This window comes from Prevotella multiformis DSM 16608, from assembly GCF_000191065.1.
GTDB classification, from domain to species: domain Bacteria; phylum Bacteroidota; class Bacteroidia; order Bacteroidales; family Bacteroidaceae; genus Prevotella; species Prevotella multiformis.
This window is the reverse complement of the sequence record NZ_GL872283.1, coordinates 189339-212725: the sequence shown is the minus strand read 5'-3', so window position 1 is coordinate 212725 and position 23387 is coordinate 189339. Positions and strand designations below refer to the sequence as shown.

Sequence of the window (23387 nt, the reverse complement as noted above, 5' to 3'; positions counted from 1 at the left end):
TCATTTCATGATATGGGATCTCTGCAAAACCTCATATAGATAGCGAAACCATAAATATAACCAATTGATAATCAATGGTAGCTTTTGGATATAAAACGGCTTTTGCAGAGGTCGCGATATGTGGGTATCTCGCTAATCACTCCCCCTCTCCATTCGGAGAGGGGCTGGGGGTGAGGCTTGTTTTTCTGCTTCCCCAAAAAGCAGACCGGGACAGATGCCGCCTGTCTCCGCTTGCTTCTACAGAAGCGGGAAGAAAGCCAGCGTCTACCCCAGCCTATCCTGGATATTCCATCTGACAAGGCAGGACACCTACGTCTCCTGCCTTTCCGGTGCGAATGCCGATTTTACTTCAATGCAGCCTTCTTCTGCTTCACATAGTCGCCGAAGACGCGGTCGACCTCCGCACGCTGTTCCCTGTCAAGCGTATCGTTCGCCTGGATCAGCCCGCGGTAGTAAGCCTTGATGGCCTTTGACAGCTTCGTCCTGTCCGATGCGTTCTTCTCGAAGATACGGTCCAGGTCCTTGTAGAGAGCCGGCTTCATCGTGTTCATAAAGGCAAGTTTTCCTGTCGCAGGTGCTTCTTCTACCGCTGCGGCACTGTCGAGCTGTGCGGCAGGCTTCATGCTGACCGTGTCTTCCGGAGCTTTTTCGGCATCCGACTTGAAGAGGGAAGCCACATCAATCTTTCCGACCTGTTCTGCCAATGTACCGCCGTAGCTGTAGATCAGCACGCCAAGAACGAGCACGGCGACGACTATCACGCCGGCCATGACGGTGCCTTTGCCTATCTTCGGCATCGTGAAGGAAGAGCCTTCATGGTTGAGGTCGGCGAGGAACTCGTCGATACTGCCATAACGGTCGCTGCGCTTGAAGGCACAGCAACGCTTGATGACCTCGCTGTAGGCCAGTGTCAGCCCCATCACCTTCATGATGGTTCCGAGCGAATAGATGTCGGCGGTAGCGTCGGCAGCCATCGTCTCGTCCTTCAGTTCCGGAGCCATGAAGCGTGTCGTGTCGGCTGTCGGCTTCACTTCGTCGAGAGCAAGCACGCTGAAGTCGATGAGCTTCACACGGTCGCCCTGACCGGTGACCAGCACGTTGGACGGCTTCAGGTTGCGGTGGGTGACACCCTGATTGTGGGCGTAGCGCAGGGCATCGGCAATCTGGTTGATGATAGCGATTTTTTCGTCATCGGTGTGCTGTTCCCTGAGGTAAGCCTGCAAGGTACGTCCTTCTATGCACTCTTCCTCTATGCAGAGTCCGTAGCCGTCTACTTCTACCAGTCCCTGGTAGCGCACTATACCGGAATGGTTGAGCCGTTGGCACTGCTTGAATTCACGCTTCAGGGCGTTGCGGAACAGCGTCCGGTTGCGGTACTCTTCTTTCAGTGCCTTCAGCACTACGGGCTGGTCGCCCTTGCGGCACTTCACGATCATGCAGTATCCCTGGGACGGGATGACGGTGTATTCGGTATAACTTGCCTTTACAGGTGCATCCGCCGTCTGTGCCGGTTCGTTGGTGGAAAGTTTATTTTCGCTCATCAGTATCAATCGGTTTGAAATGAATGGTTATCTATGTCTGGTGGCAAAATTAGCAAAAAAAAATGAGACAGGACGGAAAAAGACAACTTAAAACGCCCTGTGGCCATCTTTCTCCTTAATTATAGGATGAAAAGAATGCAACCTCTTTCTAAAATTATAATTCACAAAAAACATGACGATGGCTTGTACTTTTCCGTTTTAATACCTATCTTTGCAGCATACAAGAAGACCTTGTTTGAGCAGCAGAGGATGCCATGAGCCATGCCGTGGGGATAAGCCCGCACGGAGCTGGAAAATGCTCCCTTTGACTTTAAAAGCATGAAAAAGATCTTTTGGCGACTTTACCTGCATTGACAATTGCGCCCGCATCCGCCATGATACAGACCGATGCCGCAGAAGTACGCACATCCTCTGGCATTTTCGCACACACCGATGCCGGTAGAGGAAGCCAGGAAAATGCCATGAGGCAGATAGAGAATATAGACGATGCGCACTGTGGGCAAACAGGATTCTCCAGCTCCGGATCAAGAGCGGATTGGACTTCTCAAAGTCTGCTCTCCGTCAATATCATACTTTCAAAATTCATCAAAATGAAGAAAAACATTTTCCTTTTCGTTCTTTTCGCAAGCACGGTCCACCTGCATGGCCAGACATTGGATTTCTCCAAGTTAGAAGGCCGATGGGACACGACCAGGACTGTACAATACGAGTCTGCACAATATCAGATTGCTTATGAGTATAAGTATGCGAGGGATGCAAAGCATCCTGATGCCAAGCGGACGGCGACCACGATTCTGAGAGTGGGCAGTCGATACACGATGTTCACCGACTATGCCCAGCTGGCATTCGATTCTATTTCCGCATCTATTGCAAAGGGAAAGTCATCTGCCACATCCTCCGGTCCGAAACTGCTCGGTGCATTGAAGGCTACGGGATTCAAAGAACTCATCCTGCAAGACAGAAGAGAAAACAACGGGTTTGTCCAACGCACCGCAGGAGGAATCCAAAGATACCAATACAATGAAGCCATCCCCCAGCTGCAGTGGGAACTGCTGGAGGGAGACAGCACGATAGCAGGCTACCCGTGCCGGAAGGCCAGGACAAGGCTTTTCGGACGCGACTACATCGCCTGGTATGCCCCCGATGTGGAGCTTCCCTACGGTCCGTATAAGTTCGGCGGACTGCCCGGCCTCATCTTCAAAGTGCAGGACACACAGGACAACTTCGTCTTCACGCTGACAGGATTGCAGACTGTAAAGGGCTACGCCCCGATCTACATGTACGACAGGAGTGCCGTGGTCAAGAGCAGCCGGAAGGCGGTCAGACAGATGTACAGGAACTATTGTGCAGACCCTTTGAAAGCCTTGACAAGCGGCGGAAACATCACTGTGGAGGCTGATGCGGCCGCGACGGTGAGAGCAAAACCTTACAATCCCATAGAACTTGAATAACAGTTTGCACCGGCTTTTACTTCTGCTTCTGCTTTCCACCCTCTGGTGTCCCTGCTTCGCCCAGCAGGACGAGGCGGTGGTGAAACTGGCGGTTGAGGTCAGGGACTCTGACAGCCGACAGCCGCTGGCTGACGTGATGTGCCGTGTTGTCAGCCCGGCCGGCAGGCTGCAGAGCTACAAGATTGCAGACGGAAGGGGACACCTCAGCCTCACCGCAGGGAAGGCAGACGTGCTGGTATTTTCACTGATGGGTTATGGCAGGCGTAAGGTCAGCGTCGCAGACCTGCGGCAGCACGGCAGTCAGCCGGCGGTTATCCTGCTCTCACCGAAGCAGATAGCATTGAAGGAAGTCGTCGTAAAGCTCCCGCCGATCAGAAAGCAAGGTGACACGCTGGTCTACAACGTTGGTTCTTTCCTGCAGAAAGGCGACCGCCACTTAGAAGATGTGCTCAGGAAACTACCGGGAATCAAGGTTGCCGAAAACGGTTCGGTGTCTTATCAAGGCCGTGCCATCAACCGGTTCTATATAGAAGGGCAGGACCTCATGGGCAGCAGCTATACCCAGGCAACCCGCAATATGCCAGTCAATGCGGTGCGTGACGTGGAGGTGCTGGAAAACCATCAGCCCGTGAAGTTGCTGCAAGGGCGCAAGCCGTCGGAATCGGCGGCCTTGAACATCCGGCTTGACAAGGGACACCGGGCACGCCCCTTCGGGGAGATTGCCGGCGGAGCAGGCATAAAACCAGACATCTGGGACAACCGGCTGTTTCTCACGCAGGTGATGAAACGGTCGCAGACGCTCGTTTCCGCCAAGATGAGCAATACTGGGAAAGATCTTTCCGGGGAGACGAACGAGCAGATAAACGTCTATGAGCTGGAGGCATACGAGCCTTTGCCGCTGGGCGTACTCTCGGGGGTAATCAGCCGGGAGACGCTTCCGCAGGAACGGTATCTGCACAACAAGGCGTACAGTGCAGGCCTCAACCATATCGTTTCGCTGTCGAAAGACGCCACACTGCGCAGCAATGTGCTTTTCTACGAGGACCATGCAGGATATGACCGGTCGTCAGGGAACTGTTATGGAGGCCTTACGCCGGCAGCTGTGGAGGCTGCCGAACGGATGAAGCAGCGGACACTCCGTATTGTCCCGGTGCTGAAATACGAAGAGAACAGCAGGAAGAGGTACTTTTCCGACGAACTTCGATGCTCGTTCGGGCGGCAGTCTTCCGGCGACCAGGTGGTCACAAACGGAATTGGCGTCACCGAACAGACACGGATAAGTCCCTCTTATGTCAGGAATTACCTGTCCTCTTCTTTCCGGATAGGGCGGAATCTGCTGCAGATCCGTTCTCTCCTCAGGTATGCCGGTCGTGGGGAACGGCTGGAGACCGTGTCCGACAGCCTTCCGCTGTACAATACCGCAGAGCGTTTTACCACACGGTCTGCCATGACGCGCAACGTCGTTACGGGTTCTTTCCCTGTCCTGGGAAACGATCTGGAACTTTCGTTGCAGACGTATTACCGGGACAATACGTACAATGCCCATGATGACATACGCCACCGAACGCTCAGGTTACAGGGGACTTCTGGCTACACGTGGAAGTATGGACGGGAGAGTTTCATCGCCGTCGAACTGCCTGTGGAATGGACAAGGAGCAGCCTTGTGAAGAAAGACGGCAGGCCGTCCGTGCGCCATTTCGTAGCATTCGAACCGGACATCAGCCTTCGCCAGATGCTGGGCGACAGGCTGAGCGTGAGCCTGTCCGCTTCGCTTTCAACAGAGGACAATGCCCTCGGATTCTATGCCCGGAGGCCTTTGAGAGAAGGATACAGGACGGTTCAGGTGACGGGTGACGACATCTACAAGTCTACGAAAGTACATACTTCGTTCCGTCTCCGCTACCGCGACCTTGCGACAATGCTTTTCGCCAGTCTTTCCCTTGCCTGGTCGGACACGAGGCGGGAGGCTTTCAGCCACTTCGAGTACAGCGATTCGCTGACGGTCATGACGTGGGAGAAGGGCGGCAACCACCGGCGCAATACGATGGTGAGTGCTATGGTGGACAAGACCTTCACCTCTGTCGGACTGTCATTGAAAGCCGAAGCGACGTATGACAGGACAGGTTTCCTGGTTTCGCAGTCCGGCATGATGGTCGACAACCGCTCCCATCACGCCTCCGGGACGCTTACGGCCACCTTCCAGAAACTGTCGTGGCTCCGTTTTTCCACCGCCTTTACTGCCGGCTGTCACTGGGAACGGAGCAGCATGAGCAGGTCTGACGTGCTCGCATCCTACATAACCCATGCGGCTCTTTATCTTTTCCCGACGAAAAGGACAGAGCTGAAATGGAAACTTTATGACCTTACAAATGAAGTGACGAAGGGGCATTTCCATGCCTGTGGCCTGCTGGATGCGGACTTCAACTACAAAATCAACAGTGTATGGGAGCTGGGACTGACCGGTACGAACCTCCTGAACAGCACCTCCTACGTCATCACGCAGGAATCGGGGCTCAACCGTTTCAGTTCTACCCTGCCTCTGCGGGGATGGGAAATACTGCTCCGTCTGCAGTGGCGATTATAGCCGGACGGGCGGAAGAGCCGCGCGTACATCCGCTCACCTGCTTCTCCGTGGACAAGGAGAGGGATTGTCTGTTTAAAGGATGTTGTGCATGGAAAGTCCTGCTGGCAATAGAATCGGAATGGAGGACTTGCCGGCGGAAAGCTCCCTACATGGAAAATGCCGGTATCCTTTCCCCGTTGACGGAAATGCCAAAGAAAAACCCGTAACTCCGATAAGGAATTACGGGTTTTTCCGTTGATGGAAGCAGCATGGCAGACCGTCCGGCCGACTACTGCCCGGTGCTTGTCATCAGTCTGCGAACTTCGCCTTGATGAACTCACGGTTCAGGCGGGCGATATTGGCAATCTTCTCGTTCTTGGGGCAGACAGCCTCGCAGGCGCGGGTATTGGTGCAGTTACCGAAGCCCACCTCATCCATCTTGGCAACCATCGCCTTGGCACGCCTGGCAGCCTCGGGTTTCCCCTGCGGCAGAAGAGCCAGCTGGCTGACCTTGGAGGAAACGAAGAGCATGGCAGAACCGTTCTTGCAGGCTGCCACGCAGGCTCCGCAACCGATGCAAGTCGCACAGTCCATAGCCTCATCGGCATTCTCCTTGGGAATGAGGATGGCATTGGCATCCTGCGCCTGACCGGTACGGATGGACGTGTAACCGCCGGCCTGGATGATCTTGTCGAAGGCGGAGCGGTCTACCATACAGTCCTTGATGACCGGGAAACCGGCCGAACGCCACGGCTCGACAGTGATGATGTCGCCGTCGTTGAAGCGGCGCATATAGAGCTGGCAGGTCGTCGCCCCGCGCTCGGTCTTGCCGTGCGGAGTACCGTTGATGTAGAGCGAGCACATACCGCAGATACCCTCGCGGCAGTCGTGGTCGAAGACGAAAGGTTCGTCGCCGGACGCGATAAGTTCTTCGTTGAGAATATCGAGCATCTCAAGGAATGAAGTGTCATCCGGGATGTTCTTCATCTCATGTGTATCGAAATGGCCCTGGTCCTGCGGGCCGTTCTGCTTCCAATACTTGATTGTGAATGATATATTTTTTGCCATTGTATTTATGTTTTAGCTGACAAGTAAACAAGTTGTGAAGTAAACAAGTTATTTGTCTGAAATTTAATTAGGAACAAATGTCTTGGTAGAACAGGCTGACGACTTGTCAACTCGTCCGCCCGTCAACTCGTCTGCTAATTCTTATAGTTACGTGTCTGTACCTTGATTGCCTCATACTCGAGCGGTTCCTTGATCAGCTCCGGAGCCTTGGTGTCATCACCCTGATACTCCCAGCAGCCGACATAGAAGAAGTGCTCGTCATCGCGTTTGGCCTCGCCTTCCTCCGTCTGGTGCTCTTCGCGGAAGTGACCGCCGCAGCTCTCTTCACGGTGCAGTGCGTCGTAAGCGACAAGCTCGCCCATGAGGATGAAGTCACGGAGGTGGATTGCCTTGTCGAGTTCGACGTTCAGGCCTTCCTTCTTTCCAGGAATGAAGAGGTTCGTGTTGAACTCCTCACGCAGCGCCTTCAGCTGCTTCAGACCCTCTTCAAGACCTTCCTTGGTGCGTCCCATGCCCACATGCTCCCACATGATATGTCCGAGTTCCTTGTGGATGGAGTCGACAGAACGCTTGCCGTGGATGCCCATCAGCCGGTCGATTTCCGCATCGACGGCCTTCTCAGCCTCATCGAACTCAGGACGGTCGGTCGGAATCCTGCCCCAGAGAGCCTGGTCGGCAAGGTAGTTCTGGATAGTGTATGGCAATACGAAGTAGCCATCGGCCAGTCCCTGCATCAGTGCAGACGCTCCCAGACGGTTGGCACCGTGGTCGGAGAAGTTGCACTCGCCGATTGAGAACAGGCCCGGCACGGTCGTCATCAGTTCGTAGTCGACCCAGATACCCCCCATCGTGTAGTGGATAGCGGGGAAGATCATCATCGGGTTGTAGTACTTCACGCCGTTGATTTCGTTGGCAACCTCACCCGGATTGACATCTGTAATCTCCTCGTACATATCGAAGAGGTTGCCGTAACGCTGCAGGATCGTGTCGATGCCGAGACGGTTGATCGACTCGGAGAAGTCGAGGAACACAGCCAGACCGGTGTTGTTGACACCGAAGCCCTTGTCGCAACGCTCCTTGGCAGCACGCGATGCGACATCACGCGGCACGAGGTTGCCGAATGCCGGATAACGACGCTCCAGATAGTAGTCGCGGTCTTCCTCGGGAATATCGGATCCTTTCTTCGTGCCGGCCTGCAATGCCTTGGCGTCTTCGAGCTTCTTTGGAACCCAGATGCGGCCGTCGTTGCGCAGAGACTCTGACATCAGGGTCAGCTTCGACTGCTTGTCGCCGTGTACAGGGATGCAGGTCGGATGAATCTGCACGTAAGACGGATTCGCCATGTAAGCGCCCTTGCGGTAGCACTGGATGGCAGCCGTGCAGTTGCAGCCCATGGCGTTGGTCGACAGGAAGTAGGTGTTTCCGTAACCGCCGGTGGCGATCACAACGGCATTGGCAGAGAAGCGTTCCAGCTTGCCGGTGATGAGGTTCTTGGCGATGATGCCCCGTGCGTGACCGTCTACGATGACGACATCCTCCATCTCGTAGCGGGTGTAGAGCTTCACCTTCCCGGCCTGGATCTGCGCGCTCAGGGAAGAGTAAGCACCGAGCAGCAGCTGCTGGCCGGTCTGTCCCTTGGCGTAGAAGGTACGGCTTACCTGTGCGCCGCCGAATGAACGGTTGGCCAGCATGCCGCCGTACTCACGGGCGAAAGGTACGCCCTGGGCGACACACTGGTCGATGATGTCGTTCGACACTTCCGCCAGACGGTAGACGTTCGCCTCACGTGCCCGGTAGTCACCGCCCTTCACCGTATCGTAGAAAAGACGGTAAACAGAGTCGCCGTCGTTCTGATAGTTCTTGGCGGCATTGATACCGCCCTGTGCAGCGATGGAGTGCGCACGGCGCGGCGAGTCCTGGATGCAGAAGTTCAGTACGTTGAAGCCCATCTCTCCGAGAGAGGCGGCGGCACTGGCGCCTGCCAGACCTGTACCGACAACGATCACATCCAGCTTCAGTTTATTCTTTGGGTTAACCAAACGCTGATGAGCCTTGTAGTTGGTCCATTTCTCAGCTACTGGTCCTTCTGGTATTCTGGAATTTAATGTCTTAGTCATGATTGTTCTGAATTAAATTTTCAATTTAGATACTTAAATTATGCAGCAACGCAGCAAAGGCTCGGCGCACAATGGAAAGCAAATGCAAGTACTACAACGAGGAAGCAGAGCATCAGCAGGGTCACGTAAACGACACCGATGGTCTTCCAGCGGCTGAACCATACCTTACCGTTGATGCCGACCGTCTGCATGGCACTCCAGAAACCGTGAGAAAGGTGGAACCACAAGGCAGCGAGCCAGATGATGTAGAGAACGACATACACCGGATTGGCGAAAGTTGCCTGGATGTACTCGAAACCATGCGAGGGCGGTATCTTGACCGCCATCCCCGTGAGTTCTGCAAACATCATGTTGTACCAGAAGTTGAAAAGGTGGAGCCCGATGCCCAGCAGCACGATGATACCGAGGACGAGCATGTTCTGGCTTGCCCACTCCACGCTTGCCGGCTTCTCCGTCACGGCATAACGGTTGTCGCCGCGCGCACGGCGGTTCTGCGCCGTCAGGATGAACGCATAGACGATGTGACAGACAGCCAGTGCCCCCAGTGCCACGGTAGCCACGACGGCATACCAGTTGGCCCCCAGCAGCTCGCAGATCATGTTGTAGGCTTTTCCGGAGAAGAGCGCGACAAGGTTCATACAGCAGTGGAACGTCATGAATAGAATCAGTGCCATGCCGGTCACAGACATAATCACCTTTCTACCAATAGATGAATTGATTAACCACATAAATGTTCTGATTTTAAATATTTAAACTGTTAGAATAATTATTCCATATTAGGTCAACACAGCGGGAAGACCGTTGCCCGTCTCCCCATCGAAGTCAGTCTCTTCATTTCCGATACCGAAAAGTCGGTATAGCCGCATACGTTATGCGTTGCAAAAATACTATATTTTAATGATTTATCAAAGTATTTTAAACAAAATATCCGGTATTTAGACTGAAAATAAGAACCCCTCCTCCATCCTAATAAATGAGGATGTTTCAAATGCGAACATATCGCCTGCCTTTGCCGTATATTTTCTCGGTCTGACGGCTGATTTCATGCCCATTCTGCAATATGCGCCTGCTGTATCCTCCCCGCACGGCTACGGGCCGCATACGAGGACACCATGCGGCTGATCCGGCATCCTGCAGGGGCAGGTCACAGCCCGGGCGGTCGGGAGCCGGATTCCCAGCCGCCGGGAACACGGTTCCCAGGCCTTGGGAACAGGATTCCCAAGCCGTTGGGAACAGGATTCCCACCGGTCGGGACAAAAGACGGAACGCCCTCACCGGTCCACATTCGCAAGCATAAGGGTGGACAGGTGAGGGCGTAGGGTTCTGTGCAGGGAGTCCTGCCGGCGCTGAAAGAGAGCCGGACGGGTCATTGCCTGTCTGCCTCGGTCTTTCCGTCGTCTTTGTGTCCTCGCTTCTTTGTCTTCTGTTTCTCCGGCCCGACATTCTCGGCGGGAAGAGGAATGCCGAGGCCTGCCGCGCGCTCCAGGTTGCGGCTCTTCGCCTTGCGCTGCGTGTCGGCTTTCTGCTTCGTTATAGCTCCGGGCTTCTGTCGGAAGAGCGGAAGCAGATGCGGATTCCACGTTCCCTGCACATCGCGTTTTGCCTTGCACTCGATGACTTTCGGGTAATAGTAAACGGCTTCAGGCTGCCGCAGTGCGGCATAGTCGCCCGTGTCCCACCTGCCATTGTCGTTGTCGTCGACAATAAGACGGAGATAATAGCTGCCGGGCCTGACATAGTGGAAAGTCGCTTTTCCGTCTTTGGCATCCACTTCTTTTACGGGTCTGTCGCTTTCGTTGAGCAGCTGCAGCAGGCAGTTCCTGCCCGCCATGCCCTGCAAGGTCATCACCAGCGTGCCGTACTCGTCCGTGGAGGGGATTCGGATTCCCTGCTTGTACTTCTTCGAGACCTTCCCGTAGATGTCGGTGAAGGCGGCCGAATCCACTTCGAGGCTGTATTCATGCCCCGGATCCCACGTACTGATAAGTTTCAGGGAACGCGGTCTGCCAGGCTCAGCACCGAACTGATACTTCGCTCGATACCACAGGGTGTCAATTTTTTCGTAGAGATGAATCCTGGCCGTATCGGTCTTTTCTATCGGAGAAGACACTTCAAACGTCGGGTTCTGGTCAGGATCCATCTGCGAGGGGACATCGAACTTCACCTCCAGGGGCGCTGCGGGCATCTCCGTCTCATAGCTTTTCCCCCGTTCCCTGGCCTTCTCCTGTTTCTTCTTCCACTTGTCGTATTCCTCCTGCCGACGCTTCAGACGACGGGCGTATGGAATCTTCGAGAGCACCTCCAACGTGTCGCTCTTCAGAACAAGCCCTCCCATGCTGTCGGTCGTATTGTAAGTAATCTGCATACGCAGCGTGTCCTGGTTGACAAGGGCGGTGTCACGGAGCCAGTAGGTGACGGTGTCCTGGTTCAGACTGGGTTCCGTGACGAAGGCATCCCGGGCATTGAAATTGAGGCCCTTTATCTGCGGCAGGTCGGCATCGCCATAGCTGAAAAAGAGTGTGAAGTGATTGGCTTCCTTGCGTTCAGCCTTCAGGAAGAAGCGGTCGGTCTGCGTGGCAGTAAAGGCGTTCAGCACCACATCGTCCGGAAGGAAATGTGTATAAGGTGTCTGCCTGATGTCCTTGATATGCAGCGTATCGGTCCAGAGCGTGTCCTGCCGTATGTCCGGTTTCCAGGAAGGCATGATGACTTCGGGCGTGAAGGCGATCCGTTCACTCTTCTGGTTGTACCTGTAATTGCCGTCGGCGTCCTGCAGCGCATAGATACGGTAGTCTCCCTTGGCGACACCCCGTATGACGAAGCGGCCCCGGCTGTCGGTACGCGAGACACGCAGCATGGGCTGTTTCAGGAAAGCCGTGTCGTTCTGATTGCTGTAAAGGCCCACGAGAATGCCCTTGATGGGTTCCAGGTTCTCGGCATCAAGCACGTAGCCCGCCACTTCGAGCGTGTCGATATGGTCGCCGGTGGAGAAGCTGTAGGTATAGTTTCCCAACGGGTTTCCCTCGTTGTTGTCGGAGATGGCATCCGAGAAGTCGATGGTGTAAGTAGTGTTCGGCTGCAGCTTGTCCTGCAGGCTTACTGTAATCTGCTTCCCGGTGGCCTTGATTTCAGGTGCTTCCAGCTGCGGCGGCGACACGACGACCTTCTCAGAGGCGTTCTCCAGCTTGATGAACTCGTCGAAGTAGATGCTCACCTTCCTGCTGTTCACATCGGTAGCACGCTCGGCAGGAGATGCCCCGAGCACTCTGGGTGGTGTCTCGTCGTACCAGCCGCCATCGGGCTGTCCCATCTTGGCACAGGAAACAAGGAGGAAAAGTAAAAGGGTAAAAAGGTAAAAAGGTACAAGCGTCGGCCGGTAAACCGCTGAAAGGCAATGGCTGATCCTGACAGGAAGAGCATGGCTGCTCCTGGCTGAAAAGTCCTCCTTTCCATCTCTGTCTTCCGGGCAATATCTCTGTTTCATCTTCTTCATATCGCTGTTTTTACGATTTACCTTGTCTATTTTATTCTCCATCAAAGCCTGTCCGCTTCAAAGAGTTTTTGCCTTTTTATCCTTTTTCCCTTTGTCTTCAAGGGGGGACTTTTACCTTTTTACCCTTTTACCTCCTTGCCTTCAAAGGGGGGACTTTTGCCTTTTTATCCTTTTACCCTTTGCCTTCAAAGGGGAAACTTTTACCTTTTTACCCTTTTACCCTTTGCCTTCAAAGGGGAAACTTTTACCTTTTTACCCTTTTACCCTTTGCCTTCAAAGGGGAAACTTTTACCTTTTTACCCCTTTACCCTTTGCCTTCAAAGGGGAAACTTTTACCTTTTCACCCTTTTACTTTTTTACTTTTCACTGGTTCATGCTCAGCAGCTCTTCAAGGTTTGTCCGGCTGTTGGAGAGTCGGGGAATCTTGTGCTGACCGCCGAGTTTTCCCTTTGTCTTGAGCCAGTCGTTGAAGAGGTCCTTGCGTGCAACGATGATTTCCAGCGGCTGGAGGGTGACATTGTGGAAACGCTTTGCCTCATAGTCGGAGTTGATCTCCTGGAGTTTCGCGTCGAGGATGTCGGAAAACTCCTTGAGGGACGACGGTGCCTTGGCGAACTCTATGAGCCATTGATGGCGGCATCTTGCCTTCGCATCCATATAGATAGGTGCTGCCGTATAGTCGGAAATCTGTGCCCCGGTGGCCTTGCAGGCCGCCTCGAGGCCCTTTTCGGCATTGTCCATGATCAGCTCTTCACCGAAAGCATTGATGAAGTACTTTGTCCTTCCGGTGATGATGAATTTATAAGGACGGGTCGAAGTGAACTGAACCGTGTCGCCGATTTCATAACGCCACAATCCGCAGGAGGTGCTGATGAGCATGGCATAGTTGCGCCCTGTCTCCACGCCCCACAGCGGTACGATGTTCGGATGGTCGCTGCCCAGTTCGTCCATGGGCAGGAACTCGTAGAACACACCATAGTCTATCATGAGCGACATGCTGCTGTCCGCCGGGTCGTCCTGTATGCCGAAGAAGCCTTCAGAGGCGTTGTAAGTCTCCATGTAGTTCATGTCCGGCTTGGTGATGAGCTGCTGGTATTGCTCCCGGTAAGGTGTGAAGGCGATGCCGCCATGAAAGAACACCTCCAGATTGGGCCATACCTCCTCCAGATGCTGCTTGCCGCTCAGCTCCATCACACGTACCAGTACGGACAGCATCCATGACGGCACGCCCGACAGGTTGGTAACGTTCTGCCTCATTGTCTCCCGTGCGATACGGTCGCGTTTCACCTCGAAGTCGCTCAGCAAGGCGGTCTCCTTCTTCGGGACCCGGCACAGGTTGGCAAGCGGGTTGATGTTCTCGATGAGAATGGCGCTCAGGTCACCGACAAGCGAATTGGGCAGGTTGTAGTTCGGAGAATGGCTTCCTCCAAGGATAAGGCTCTTGCCGTTGAAGAGCCGGCTCTCCGGATGATTGCCGAGATAATAGGCGATCACATCCTTCCCGCCCTGGTAGTGAATGGTCTGCAGTCCCTCGTGGGAAACCGGGATGAACTTGCTCTTGTCATTGGTCGTACCCGACGACTTGGCGTACCATCTCACCGTCCCCGGCCAGAGCACGTTGCGTTCTCCGTGGCGCATACGGTCGATGTCGCCTTTCAGTTCTTCGTAGGTGTTGACCGGAATGTTCTGCACGAAATCATCATAGGTCCTGATTGTCGAGAACAGATGTTTCCGTCCGTATTCGGTGTCTTTCGCCCGTTCTACGAGGTATTCCATGACTTCCCGCTGGATAGTCTCTCCCTCCGTACCGTACCGTTCAAGCTCCTTGCGGCGCGGCTGGAAGTACAGTTTGTTTACTATATCAGTAAGACTCATTCAATTTTCTCTGGTTGTTTAAATTGCAAAAGTACGCCAAAAAAGCCAAAAGTACAGGCTTTTTCTATATTTTAACACAGCGTTCAAGGCCTCCGGAAAAGGTGCTTCTCCATCTGCCAAAAGCGAAAAGAGAGACACGGCCGCACGCCGCCGTCACGCTGCAAGCCCTCCCTCATGCTGCCGTACAGGAAAGTTTTTTTTACGGAAAAGTTGGTCGTATCGAAAAAAAACCTAACTTTGCAGACTATACGACTAATAACGAGAAACGGTTTACCATGCGAAAGAAAGCCCTGCTAACCCTCGCCGCCAGCCTTGCAGCAGCATCTCTGCCGGCACAGAACACAGTCCGGACCGACTCCACCGAGACACATAAGATGGAGGAAGTCATCGTAACGCAAAGGCGTCAGCTTATCAAGAACGATATTGACAAGCTGACGTATGACGTGCAGCACGACAAGACTGCACAGACCAAAACAACCTTGGAAATACTCAAGAAAATACCGCTTGTCACTGTTGACGGGCAGGAAAACATCAAGATCCAAGGCTCTGCCAGTTTCAAGGTTTACAAGAACGGACACCCCGACCCCAGCCTTTCAGGGCAGAACCTCAAGGATATCCTGAAGGCAATACCCGCTTCCACCATCAAGAGAATAGAGGTAATCACCGATCCCGGAGCCAAGTACGATGCCGAGGGAACCACGGCGATCCTCAACATCGTCATGCTGGGCAGCTCAAGACTACAAGGGGTATCGGGCAATGTGAACGCAGGTGCAAACACGAATGGCTCTACAAGAGTCGGGGCCTACCTGACCACACAAGCCGGAAAGCTCACGACAGCTGTCAATTATAACTACGCAGACCAGAACAAGAAACAGACAGAAAATGATCGGGATGAGGCCTACGACTACGTAAAGACCGGCGAACACACACATGAATATGGCAAGAACAGCACGGGGGCAAAGATACATTTCGGCAATATCAGTGCCAGTTACGAAATTGATTCCCTCAACCTGTTAACAGCATCCACCAATTTCTTCGGCTATAAAGCCGATGCCAACACACAAAGCACGACTGAACGATGGGACAAAAACAATCAATTGATTTATAAATTCGATTCGGATGTAACCACACCAGGCTACTCCTATCTTAATCTTGGAGGACGTTTTGATTATCAACACAAGACCCGCTTAGAGGGAGAAACGCTTACACTCTCTTATATGCTGGCTGCTACACGACAGCACACCACATTCCGTCAGACATATAGCAATATGACAAACTTCCCTGCCGATTATACGGGTTATGACCAAAACAGCCGTGAACGCTTCACAGAACATACGTTCCAGATTGACTATGTACGGCCCTTTGGCAAACACCACAAGCTGGAAAGCGGAACGAAATACATTCTCCGACACAACAACAGCACGTCATTGATGGACTATCAGGGTACAACACCTGATATGGAAAACAGGTTCAGGCATAACGCACAGGTAGCAGCTGCTTACCTGTCTTATATCCTCACCGCTGGTAAATGGTCGGCTCGTGCGGGCTTAAGATATGAATATACCCACATGAAAGCATCCTATCCCGATGGCAGTAATGCCGATTACCATGCTAATCTCAATGACTGGGTACCGTCAGCAAGCCTGCAATACAAGATCAGTGATGGACAGACGCTGAAGTTCAGCTATAATACCAGCATCAACAGACCTGGCATCGGCTATCTCAATCCAGCCATCATCAGCACACCGACGACGGTCTCTTTCGGTAATGCAAACTTAGGAAGCAGCCGTAACCAAAAGCTGCAGATGGAATATATGCTGGTGACATCAAAACTCACAGTCCAGTTTAATCCCTACTATTCCTTTACCAACAACGGTATAGGTCGCATCTTGTATGAACAGAACCGCAAAGATGTGTCCACTTATCAGAACGCACTGAAAAGCAAAGTGTTCGGTATTTCATCCTACACAGAATGGACGCCTTTCACCGGAACGACATTTACACTCAACGCCTCGATGCGTTATGCACACATCACCTTGCCCACACCTTACATCAAGAACAGCGGATGCGGTGGTGGTATCTACTTTGACTGGGAGCAGAAAATACCCTGGAAACTGACGTTGACGACCAGTCTTGGAGGTGAATACGGCAACAGAGTTTACAATCCGTATGCCATTGAGGGGCACTGGTTCTACTATGATTTCACCTTGACACGCCGCTTTCTCAAGGACAAGCTGACAGTATCTCTATCAGCCGAGTCGCCTTTCATCAAAGAAAAATCAAGTACTTATCGTATCGTTCGAGGTGATTATACCGGTTATGAACGCTCTGTCATGTACCCTCGATGCTTTAACATCGGATTTTCATGGAGCTTTGGCAAGCTGAAGGCAAGCGTCAAGAAGGCAGAACGGAGCATTCAGAATGATGACCTGGTGGGGGGAGGAAAGAAATAGGGAACGGCCGGCAAACGCGCATTGTCCATGCCGCCGCCGGAACAGGTTGCAGGCCGGAGTCCAAGCGGATTCCGGCCTTCTTCATGTCAGCCGTTTGCCTGGCAGGGGCCTTGCATGCAATGGCCTGTCCGTCCGGAGGCCGATTGGAAAGAAATGCGATCCATGGCTTCCGGCCGGCCTTTCAGGTGCGTCTGGAACAGGAAGAAGGCCGTCTCTCCCAGGCGGACGCGCATTGCCGAAGATGATGTTTCCGTGAAGAAGAACGATCATCTACGTGTAGAGATGAATTTATTTACATGTAGAGAAAATCCTTTCTACACGTAGAGAATGATTTATCTGCATGTAGAGAATCATCCGTTTTCATGGAAAACCATTCGTGGCAGGCTGCACCTGCCATGCAGGTCAAAGGGAAATCAAGTCCGGACAGGAGGGCTCGCATGGCCGTCCCTGCGCCATCGCGCAGGTGTCCGCCTGCAACGCGGATGCCTCTGCGGCACATGCTCCCGATGCTGCCCGACGGGCTGCAGGCGACAGGCCACCTGCCGGCCACCCGGTCAAAAAGCACGCCACTCCTTTGCCATTACGATAAAAAGGAGTATCTTTGCGAAAAACAAACAGATGCCCCCTGCGCAAGTCTTCATCCTCTCGGCACGTAGGGAAGAGAGGGGCAAGGGACGGACAATTTACGCTTATGGCAACACATCCTTTATGGTCTGACGACTACTGGCTGCCGCTCTTACAGCTTTACCTCAAGAAGCCGGAGGGCATGAAGCCCATGTATTCACGTGCGCTGGTCAACCTCAGTCTGGAACTGCATATCCCGCCCAGGACACTCTATGGGCAGCTGTTCCGGCTGCGGCAGCGTGCCACCCCCGTCCTCAACCTCATCTGGGACACCTACGGAGAGAACCCCCGCAGGCTGAACCGGGACGTGAAGAAGCTGCGGTCGATGAAGGGCTTCGGGCAGCCAAGGGAGTTCTACGACGGCGTGAAGACGAACGAGACCTTCGAGCATGACTTCCTGCCGCTGGAATGCTGTCACGAGCTGCGTCCCTTCATGCTCGTCATGATACTGGACCTTTACTTCCGGCTCACGCCGGTTACGATGACGGCGGAGACACCCGAGGTGAGAGAACTGGCAAAACGCATGGGGATAAAGCCGAAGACCGTGGTCGAGGCGATGGAGACCTTCCAGCTCTGCGACCCCTATCTGAACCGTGACGGCCTCATGGCATCTCCGCTGCTGCCGTCCTGTCAGGAGATATGGAACCGCTATGGCAACGGGAACCCTGAAAAACTTTCGGCTCTGGCAGCACAATTAAGGGAGTATTTCGATTGATTATACTTGTTTTTTCGTACTTTTGCAACGTAATTCAGGTAAAAAATGGCACAGGAACAAGTACAGCTTCAGACCCAGAAACAGCAGCAGGTGCAGCGGCTCTCGCAGCAGCAGATGCTTCAGGTAAAGCTGCTGGAAATGCCGCTGACGGAACTGGAGGAGAGCGTCAATGCCGAACTGGACGACAATCCCGCATTGGAATCAGGCGGCGAGGAGACGGATGACATGGATACGGACGGCTCCGCAGAGCAGACGGAGGGCGACGACTTCGACACGCAGCAGGAACGGGAAGAGCGGCAGGATGCCCTCGACTCGGCGCTGGAGCGGATGCGGTCGGATGACGAACTGCCGGCCTACGACTCACGCCAGCAGCGCAACAACGCCGACTATGAGGAGATTGTCTACGGGGACACGGTTTCCTTCATCGACAAGCTCAACGAGCAGGTGGGCGAGAGAGAGCTTACCGACCGGCAGAGGGACATCCTGGAATATCTTATCGGCAGTCTGGACAATGACGGACTGCTGCGGAAAGATCTCGGCAGCATCAGCGACGAACTGGCCATCTACCACGGCATAGACGCTACGGCCGGCGAACTGGAGGAGGCGTTGAAGATACTGCAGGATTTCGACCCGGCCGGCATCGGAGCACGGACGCTGCAGGAGTGTCTGCTGCTGCAGGTGGACCGCAAGGTGGAGAATGGCGAATGGGCCGGTGACGGGAAACTGTACAGATGTGTCCGAACGATCCTCGCCGATTATTTCGATGCTTTTACGAAGAAACATTGGGACAAGATACAGACAGCCCTCTCCCTGTCTGACCATCAGGTCGAGACGCTCCAGCGTGAAATCCGGAGGCTGAACCCGAAGCCGGGCGCCTCCATGGGCGAGACGCAGGGCAGGAACCTGCAGCAGATCACTCCCGACTTCATCATCGACACCGAGGATGACGGGACGATCACCTTCAGCCTCAACCACGGCAACCTGCCCGAACTGCACGTATCGCCGGCATTCAACGAGATGCTGGCGGCCTATCGGGACAACAAGGCGGGAATGAACCGTCAGGAGAAGGAAGCACTGCTCTATGCCAAAGAGAAGGTGGACAAGGCACAGGGATTCATCGAGGCGGTGAAGCTGAGACGGCATACGCTGCAGGTGACGATGAAAGCCATCATCGATATACAGCGCAGGTTTTTCCAGGACGGCGATGAAGCCGACCTCAAGCCGATGATCCTCAAGGACATCGCCGACCGGACCGGACTGGACATATCGACGATCTCGCGGGTGAGCAACATCAAGTATGCGCAGACACGATGGGGCATCTTCCCGCTCCGCTTCTTCTTCTCGGACAGCTATACGACGGAAGACGGCGAGGAGATGTCTACCCGGAAAATCAAGGTCGCACTCAAGGAAGTAATCGGCCAGGAGGACAAACGCCGGCCGCTCAGTGATGACGCACTTGCCAAGGTCATGAAGGAAAAGGGATTCCCGATAGCCCGCCGCACGGTCGCCAAGTACCGGGAACAGCTCGGACTGCCTGTCGCAAGGCTGCGAAAGGAATGACGGATCGTGGATCGTGGAGGGTGAGCGCTGATGCTTACCTGTTCATCGCTTATCTGTTCATCGCTTATCATCGTCCCGCCTGTCATCGCCTATCCCCGCTTGTCATCGCCCATCCTCTCTCACCCTAAAAGAATGAAGGAAAAGAACATCATATTGACAGCAAGAATCGTGAGCATGGTGCTCACGCCTTTCTATCTGCCCGTTGTGGGCATACTGGCTATCTTCACATTCAGTTATCTCAGCATGTTCCCATGGCAGGCCAAGCTGGCATACGTCCTGATGGTTTATGCCTTCACGGTGCTCATCCCTACCTTGCTCATCCACCTCTACCGGCAGTATCATGGCTGGACGCTCATCCAGCTGGGGCAGCGGGAGCGGAGAATGGTCCCTTACACCATCTCCATCATCTGCTATTTCACGTGTTTCTACATCATGAACCTGCTGCATCTGCCGCACATGCTGACATCCATACTCATGGTGGCACTGGTGATACAGATTCTCTGTGCCGTCATCAACGTGTGGTGGAAAATCTCCACCCATACGGCAGCCATCGGCGGGGTAACGGGTTCGCTGATAGCCTTTTCCCTGCTGCTCAGCTTTGATCCGATGTGGTGGCTCTGTCTGACCCTCATCGTCTCCGGTATGGTAGGCAGCAGCAGGATGATCCTACGGCAACATTCACTGGAACAGGTCACGTCGGGTTTCTTCCTGGGACTGGTCTGCTCATTCTTCACCATCATCATCGTGTAAGCCTATTCATTTAAAACAATACAGAATATGAAGCCATTAGTAAGCATTATCATGGGTTCGACAAGCGACTTGCCCGTCATGGAAAAAGCTTGTAAGTGGTTGGAACAGCAGGGGATTCCCTTTGAGGTGAATGCCCTCTCCGCCCATCGTACGCCCGATGCCGTCGAAACCTTCGCCAAGGAAGCCAAGGGACGGGGCATAAAGGTAATCATCGCAGGAGCCGGCATGGCGGCGGCACTGCCCGGTGTCATCGCTGCTTCAACTCCGCTTCCGGTCATCGGCGTCCCGATCAAGGGAATGCTCGACGGTCTCGATGCCATGCTGTCTATCATCCAGATGCCGCCGGGCATACCGGTTGCCACCGTGGGTGTCAACGGTGCCCAGAATGCCGCCATTCTTGCCGCAGAGATGATGGCGCTCGGCGATGAGGCCATTGCCCGTAAAGTGGATGCCTGGAAGGCTTCTCTGGGAGAGAAGATTGAAAAGGCCAACAGGGAACTGGGAGAGCTGAAGGAGTACAGGTTCAGGTGCTGAATGGCCTTAGGTCCGGCTTCAGCCTCACCCCCGGCCCCTCTCCGAATGGAGAGGGGAGTAATCACCGACGAAGGGGCTTGTCAGGGTACGGCTTGAGCAGACTCATCGCCGCCTATCATCGCTTATCGTCGCTCATCACCGCTCATCACCGCTTATCATCGCCTACTGCATCGCTTATCACCGCCTATCACCGCCCATCATAACTTATCATCACCCATGATCGATTTATTCAACTTTGAAAGAAGGAAAACCTCAGTCACCCATGTCGGCGCACTCGACATCGGTGGAGAGAATCCAGTACGCATACAGTCAATGACCACCACCTCCACGGACGATACCGAAGGGAGCGTGGCACAGGCAGAGCGCATCATTGATGCAGGAGGAGAACTCGTGCGCCTCACCACGCAAGGGAAGCGTGAGGCAGAGAATCTGAAGAACATCAATGCACAGCTGCGGGCCGACGGCTACATGACACCTCTCTGTGCCGATGTCCACTTCAATGCGAACGTAGCGGACGTGGCAGCCCTCTATGCGGAGAAAGTACGTATCAATCCCGGCAACTATGTGGATCCGGCACGGACGTTCAAGAAACTGGAGTACACCGATGAGGAATACGCCCGGGAACTGCAGAAGATTGAGGACCGGCTCGTCCCGTTCATCAATATCTGCAAGGAGCACCATACCGCCGTACGCATCGGCGTGAACCACGGCAGTCTGTCCGACCGCATCCGCAACCGCTATGGCGACACACCGGCAGGCATCGTGGAGAGCTGCATGGAGTTCCTGCGTATCTTCCGCAAGCATGATTTCCATGATATTGTCATCTCCATCAAGTCATCCAACACCGTTGTCATGGTCCGCTCGGTGCGTCTCCTCGTGGCCGAAATGGACAAAGAGGGTATGCACTATCCGCTCCATCTCGGTGTCACGGAGGCCGGCGAAGGTGAAGACGGCCGTATCAAAAGCGCCGTGGGCATCGGTGCGCTGCTTGCCGACGGCATCGGCGATACTATCCGTGTGTCGCTGAGTGAAGAGCCGGAGTGCGAGATTCCTGTAGCGAGGTATCTCGCATGGTATATCCGTCGTCACGAGAAGCATCTTCTCATCCCCGGCGAACGGTATTCCGGCTTTGATTATCTCCGTCCTGAACGCCGGAAGACGGTGGCGGCAGGCAATATCGGTGGCGGCAACGTGCCTGTTGTCATTGCCACGCGGCGGACAGACCGGTCGGCTGTCGATGTCTCATCGCCCGAACTGCCGAAGCCGGACTATATCTATGTACAGGGCAGACTGCCTGAAAACAAGGCGAAGGACCAGAAGTACATCCTTGATTACGATGCCTACATGGAGCTTGCCGGCAGAGACAGCCGGATGCTCGAGAACGTTTATCCCATCTTCCCTGTCACAGGAATGCCTTTTGTCAGCGCGATGGACACATCCGTTAAGTTCCTTGTCCTGAAGTTCGGCACGCCTTCGGAAGAGTTCCTTGCCTGTCTGAAGACCCACCCGGAGATGGTGGTTGTCTGTATGACAAGCCACCAGAACCGTCTCGGCGACCAGCGGGCACTGGCGCACCAGCTGATGACTGCAGGCGTGAAGAACCCCATTGTCTTCGCGCAGATGTACCGGCATTCCACGGACGAAGGAGGCGAAGAGGGCGGGAACATCCGGCAGCAGGAGAATACCACGGCCAAAGAGAGGTTCCAGCTGGAGGCGGCGGCTGACATGGGAGCGCTGATGATGGACGGACTGACCGACGGCATCTGGCTCATGAACAACGGCGACCTGGCACAGGAGGACATCGAGCAGACCGCCTTCGCCATCCTGCAGGCCGGCCGGCTGCGCATGGTAAAGACCGAGTACATCTCCTGCCCGGGCTGCGGCCGTACCCTCTACGACCTCCGCGCCACCATCGCACGCATCAAGGAGGCTACCAAGGGCATGACGGGACTGAAGGTCGGCATCATGGGATGTATCGTGAACGGACCGGGCGAGATGGCCGATGCCGACTATGGATACGTGGGTGCAGGACCGAAGAAGGTCAGTCTGTACCGCCGGCAGGTATGTGTCGAACATAATATCCCCGAGGAGGAAGCGGTGGAACATCTGCTGGCGCTCATCAAGGCTGACCGGGAGAAGTAGCTTCCGGTAGGCCTGCCGCAACCGCACCGTCAGGATGGCTGGATGAAACAGAATGGAGGAAAGGGCTTATGGAGCAGGCTGTCTTCATAAGCCCTGATTCGTTTACAGGCCGGCCCTGGCATTTCCCGGAGTCCGCTTGTATCCCTTATTGTCGCTGTCCGTTTGAACTTGAATGTCATGGATTTCCATGTGTAACTTCCTTTCAACCGGCAATCTCTCATTGCCTTTGGGAAAGCCGGTGCTCCCCATCAAATAAAGTACGTTGCCCTTCGGTATTTGCTGCAAGCTGTTTCCATCCGGGCGGCAGATTGCAGGCGTGCGGACCCTCAGCACGACTGGTGTTTACCAACAGCACGGCCGGTGTCGGGCATCAGCACACCTGAAGGATATCGGTTTCGTTCCTGTCACTGTCATACATAGGACAAGGGGACTGACCGACTTATAATGGAAAAGTTTACCAGACAGCGATAATTCATTATAAGACACTGATTCTCCGTTTAT

At 54.2% G+C, this 23387-nt stretch carries 15 protein-coding genes; 9 read left to right on the top strand and 6 right to left on the bottom strand.

Going from position 1 to position 23387, the window contains the following annotated elements; all coding sequences use genetic code 11:
• Positions 1 to 344: 344 nt before the first annotated feature.
• Positions 345 to 1541 carry a serine/threonine-protein kinase gene (locus tag HMPREF9141_RS06225; protein WP_007367751.1) on the bottom strand — a complete coding sequence of 399 codons (1197 nt, stop codon included), beginning with the start codon at positions 1539 to 1541 and terminating at the stop codon, positions 345 to 347.
• A 590-nt stretch (positions 1542 to 2131) separates the two neighbouring features.
• Here HMPREF9141_RS06225 and HMPREF9141_RS06220 point away from each other — a divergent pair.
• A complete protein-coding gene (locus tag HMPREF9141_RS06220) occupies positions 2132 to 2992 on the top strand; it encodes a GLPGLI family protein (protein ID WP_040554613.1) in 861 nt (286 codons plus the stop codon).
• Complete coding sequence (locus HMPREF9141_RS06215; protein ID WP_007367748.1) at positions 2985 to 5576, top strand: peptidase associated/transthyretin-like domain-containing protein; 2592 nt, start codon at positions 2985 to 2987, stop codon at positions 5574 to 5576. Before HMPREF9141_RS06220 ends, HMPREF9141_RS06215 begins: the two co-directional genes overlap by 8 nt.
• A 288-nt stretch (positions 5577 to 5864) precedes the next feature.
• Here the strand turns inward: HMPREF9141_RS06215 and HMPREF9141_RS06210 are convergent, their stop codons facing one another.
• The 5 genes from HMPREF9141_RS06210 to HMPREF9141_RS06190 form a co-directional block, all read right to left on the bottom strand.
• The gene (locus HMPREF9141_RS06210; protein ID WP_007367746.1) at positions 5865 to 6623 is read right to left on the bottom strand and encodes a succinate dehydrogenase/fumarate reductase iron-sulfur subunit; all 759 of its coding nucleotides are present in this window, start codon (positions 6621 to 6623) and stop codon (positions 5865 to 5867) included.
• A gap of 134 nt (positions 6624 to 6757) precedes the next feature.
• Positions 6758 to 8740, bottom strand: a complete 1983-nt coding sequence (locus HMPREF9141_RS06205; RefSeq protein WP_007367745.1) for a fumarate reductase/succinate dehydrogenase flavoprotein subunit — start codon at positions 8738 to 8740, stop codon at positions 6758 to 6760.
• 38 nt (positions 8741 to 8778) lie between these two features.
• Positions 8779 to 9468 carry a succinate dehydrogenase/fumarate reductase cytochrome b subunit gene (locus tag HMPREF9141_RS06200; protein ID WP_004354036.1) on the bottom strand — a complete coding sequence of 230 codons (690 nt, stop codon included), beginning with the start codon at positions 9466 to 9468 and terminating at the stop codon, positions 8779 to 8781.
• A 638-nt stretch (positions 9469 to 10106) separates the two neighbouring features.
• A complete protein-coding gene (locus tag HMPREF9141_RS06195) occupies positions 10107 to 12275 on the bottom strand; it encodes an Ig-like domain-containing protein (protein WP_007367743.1) in 2169 nt (722 codons plus the stop codon).
• A 321-nt stretch (positions 12276 to 12596) separates the two neighbouring features.
• Positions 12597 to 14108 (bottom strand): GH3 auxin-responsive promoter family protein, encoded by a 1512-nt coding sequence (locus HMPREF9141_RS06190; RefSeq protein WP_007367742.1) that lies wholly within the window; start codon positions 14106 to 14108, stop codon positions 12597 to 12599.
• Positions 14109 to 14383: 275 nt separating this feature from the next.
• Here HMPREF9141_RS06190 and HMPREF9141_RS06185 point away from each other — a divergent pair, with 275 nt between their 5' ends.
• The 7 genes from HMPREF9141_RS06185 to HMPREF9141_RS06160 all read left to right on the top strand — a co-directional run bounded on the left by HMPREF9141_RS06185 (position 14384) and on the right by HMPREF9141_RS06160 (position 22886).
• Positions 14384 to 16561, top strand: coding sequence for an outer membrane beta-barrel family protein (locus HMPREF9141_RS06185; protein WP_040554611.1), 2178 nt, complete (start codon positions 14384 to 14386; stop codon positions 16559 to 16561).
• 691 nt (positions 16562 to 17252) lie between these two features.
• Positions 17253 to 17900 carry a hypothetical protein gene (locus tag HMPREF9141_RS06180; RefSeq protein ID WP_007367737.1) on the top strand — a complete coding sequence of 216 codons (648 nt, stop codon included), beginning with the start codon at positions 17253 to 17255 and terminating at the stop codon, positions 17898 to 17900.
• 45 nt (positions 17901 to 17945) lie between these two features.
• The gene (gene rpoN / locus HMPREF9141_RS06175) at positions 17946 to 19460 is read left to right on the top strand and encodes an RNA polymerase factor sigma-54 (protein WP_007367736.1); all 1515 of its coding nucleotides are present in this window, start codon (positions 17946 to 17948) and stop codon (positions 19458 to 19460) included.
• Positions 19457 to 19588 carry a hypothetical protein gene (locus HMPREF9141_RS13850; protein WP_257009577.1) on the top strand — a complete coding sequence of 44 codons (132 nt, stop codon included), beginning with the start codon at positions 19457 to 19459 and terminating at the stop codon, positions 19586 to 19588. The genes rpoN and HMPREF9141_RS13850 overlap by 4 nt, the downstream gene beginning before the upstream one ends.
• Before the next feature lie 4 nt (positions 19589 to 19592).
• Positions 19593 to 20210: a hypothetical protein gene (locus tag HMPREF9141_RS06170; RefSeq protein ID WP_040554609.1), complete on the top strand. Its 618-nt coding sequence runs from the start codon at positions 19593 to 19595 to the stop codon at positions 20208 to 20210.
• A gap of 27 nt (positions 20211 to 20237) precedes the next feature.
• On the top strand, positions 20238 to 20744 hold the full coding sequence (purE, locus tag HMPREF9141_RS06165) for a 5-(carboxyamino)imidazole ribonucleotide mutase (protein ID WP_040554608.1): 507 nt from the start codon (positions 20238 to 20240) through the stop codon (positions 20742 to 20744).
• Positions 20745 to 20960: 216 nt separating this feature from the next.
• Positions 20961 to 22886 carry a 4-hydroxy-3-methylbut-2-en-1-yl diphosphate synthase gene (locus tag HMPREF9141_RS06160; RefSeq protein ID WP_007367733.1) on the top strand — a complete coding sequence of 642 codons (1926 nt, stop codon included), beginning with the start codon at positions 20961 to 20963 and terminating at the stop codon, positions 22884 to 22886.
• Positions 22887 to 23387 lie beyond the last annotated feature (501 nt).

What these genes read in the sequence shown, in the direction of transcription:
- HMPREF9141_RS06190 (WP_007367742.1), bottom strand. Translation starts at nt 14,108, where the DNA reads ATGAGTCTTACTGATATAGTAAACAAACTGTACTTCCAGCCGCGCCGC.
- purE (WP_040554608.1), top strand. Translation starts at nt 20,238, where the DNA reads ATGAAGCCATTAGTAAGCATTATCATGGGTTCGACAAGCGACTTGCCC.
- HMPREF9141_RS13850 (WP_257009577.1), top strand. Translation starts at nt 19,457, where the DNA reads ATGACGGATCGTGGATCGTGGAGGGTGAGCGCTGATGCTTACCTGTTC.
- HMPREF9141_RS06195 (WP_007367743.1), bottom strand. Translation starts at nt 12,275, where the DNA reads ATGGAGAATAAAATAGACAAGGTAAATCGTAAAAACAGCGATATGAAG.
- HMPREF9141_RS06220 (WP_040554613.1), top strand. Translation starts at nt 2,132, where the DNA reads ATGAAGAAAAACATTTTCCTTTTCGTTCTTTTCGCAAGCACGGTCCAC.
- HMPREF9141_RS06225 (WP_007367751.1), bottom strand. Translation starts at nt 1,541, where the DNA reads ATGAGCGAAAATAAACTTTCCACCAACGAACCGGCACAGACGGCGGAT.
- HMPREF9141_RS06170 (WP_040554609.1), top strand. Translation starts at nt 19,593, where the DNA reads ATGAAGGAAAAGAACATCATATTGACAGCAAGAATCGTGAGCATGGTG.
- rpoN (WP_007367736.1), top strand. Translation starts at nt 17,946, where the DNA reads ATGGCACAGGAACAAGTACAGCTTCAGACCCAGAAACAGCAGCAGGTG.
- HMPREF9141_RS06210 (WP_007367746.1), bottom strand. Translation starts at nt 6,623, where the DNA reads ATGGCAAAAAATATATCATTCACAATCAAGTATTGGAAGCAGAACGGC.
- HMPREF9141_RS06185 (WP_040554611.1), top strand. Translation starts at nt 14,384, where the DNA reads ATGCGAAAGAAAGCCCTGCTAACCCTCGCCGCCAGCCTTGCAGCAGCA.
- HMPREF9141_RS06160 (WP_007367733.1), top strand. Translation starts at nt 20,961, where the DNA reads ATGATCGATTTATTCAACTTTGAAAGAAGGAAAACCTCAGTCACCCAT.
- HMPREF9141_RS06200 (WP_004354036.1), bottom strand. Translation starts at nt 9,468, where the DNA reads ATGTGGTTAATCAATTCATCTATTGGTAGAAAGGTGATTATGTCTGTG.
- HMPREF9141_RS06205 (WP_007367745.1), bottom strand. Translation starts at nt 8,740, where the DNA reads ATGACTAAGACATTAAATTCCAGAATACCAGAAGGACCAGTAGCTGAG.
- HMPREF9141_RS06180 (WP_007367737.1), top strand. Translation starts at nt 17,253, where the DNA reads ATGGCAACACATCCTTTATGGTCTGACGACTACTGGCTGCCGCTCTTA.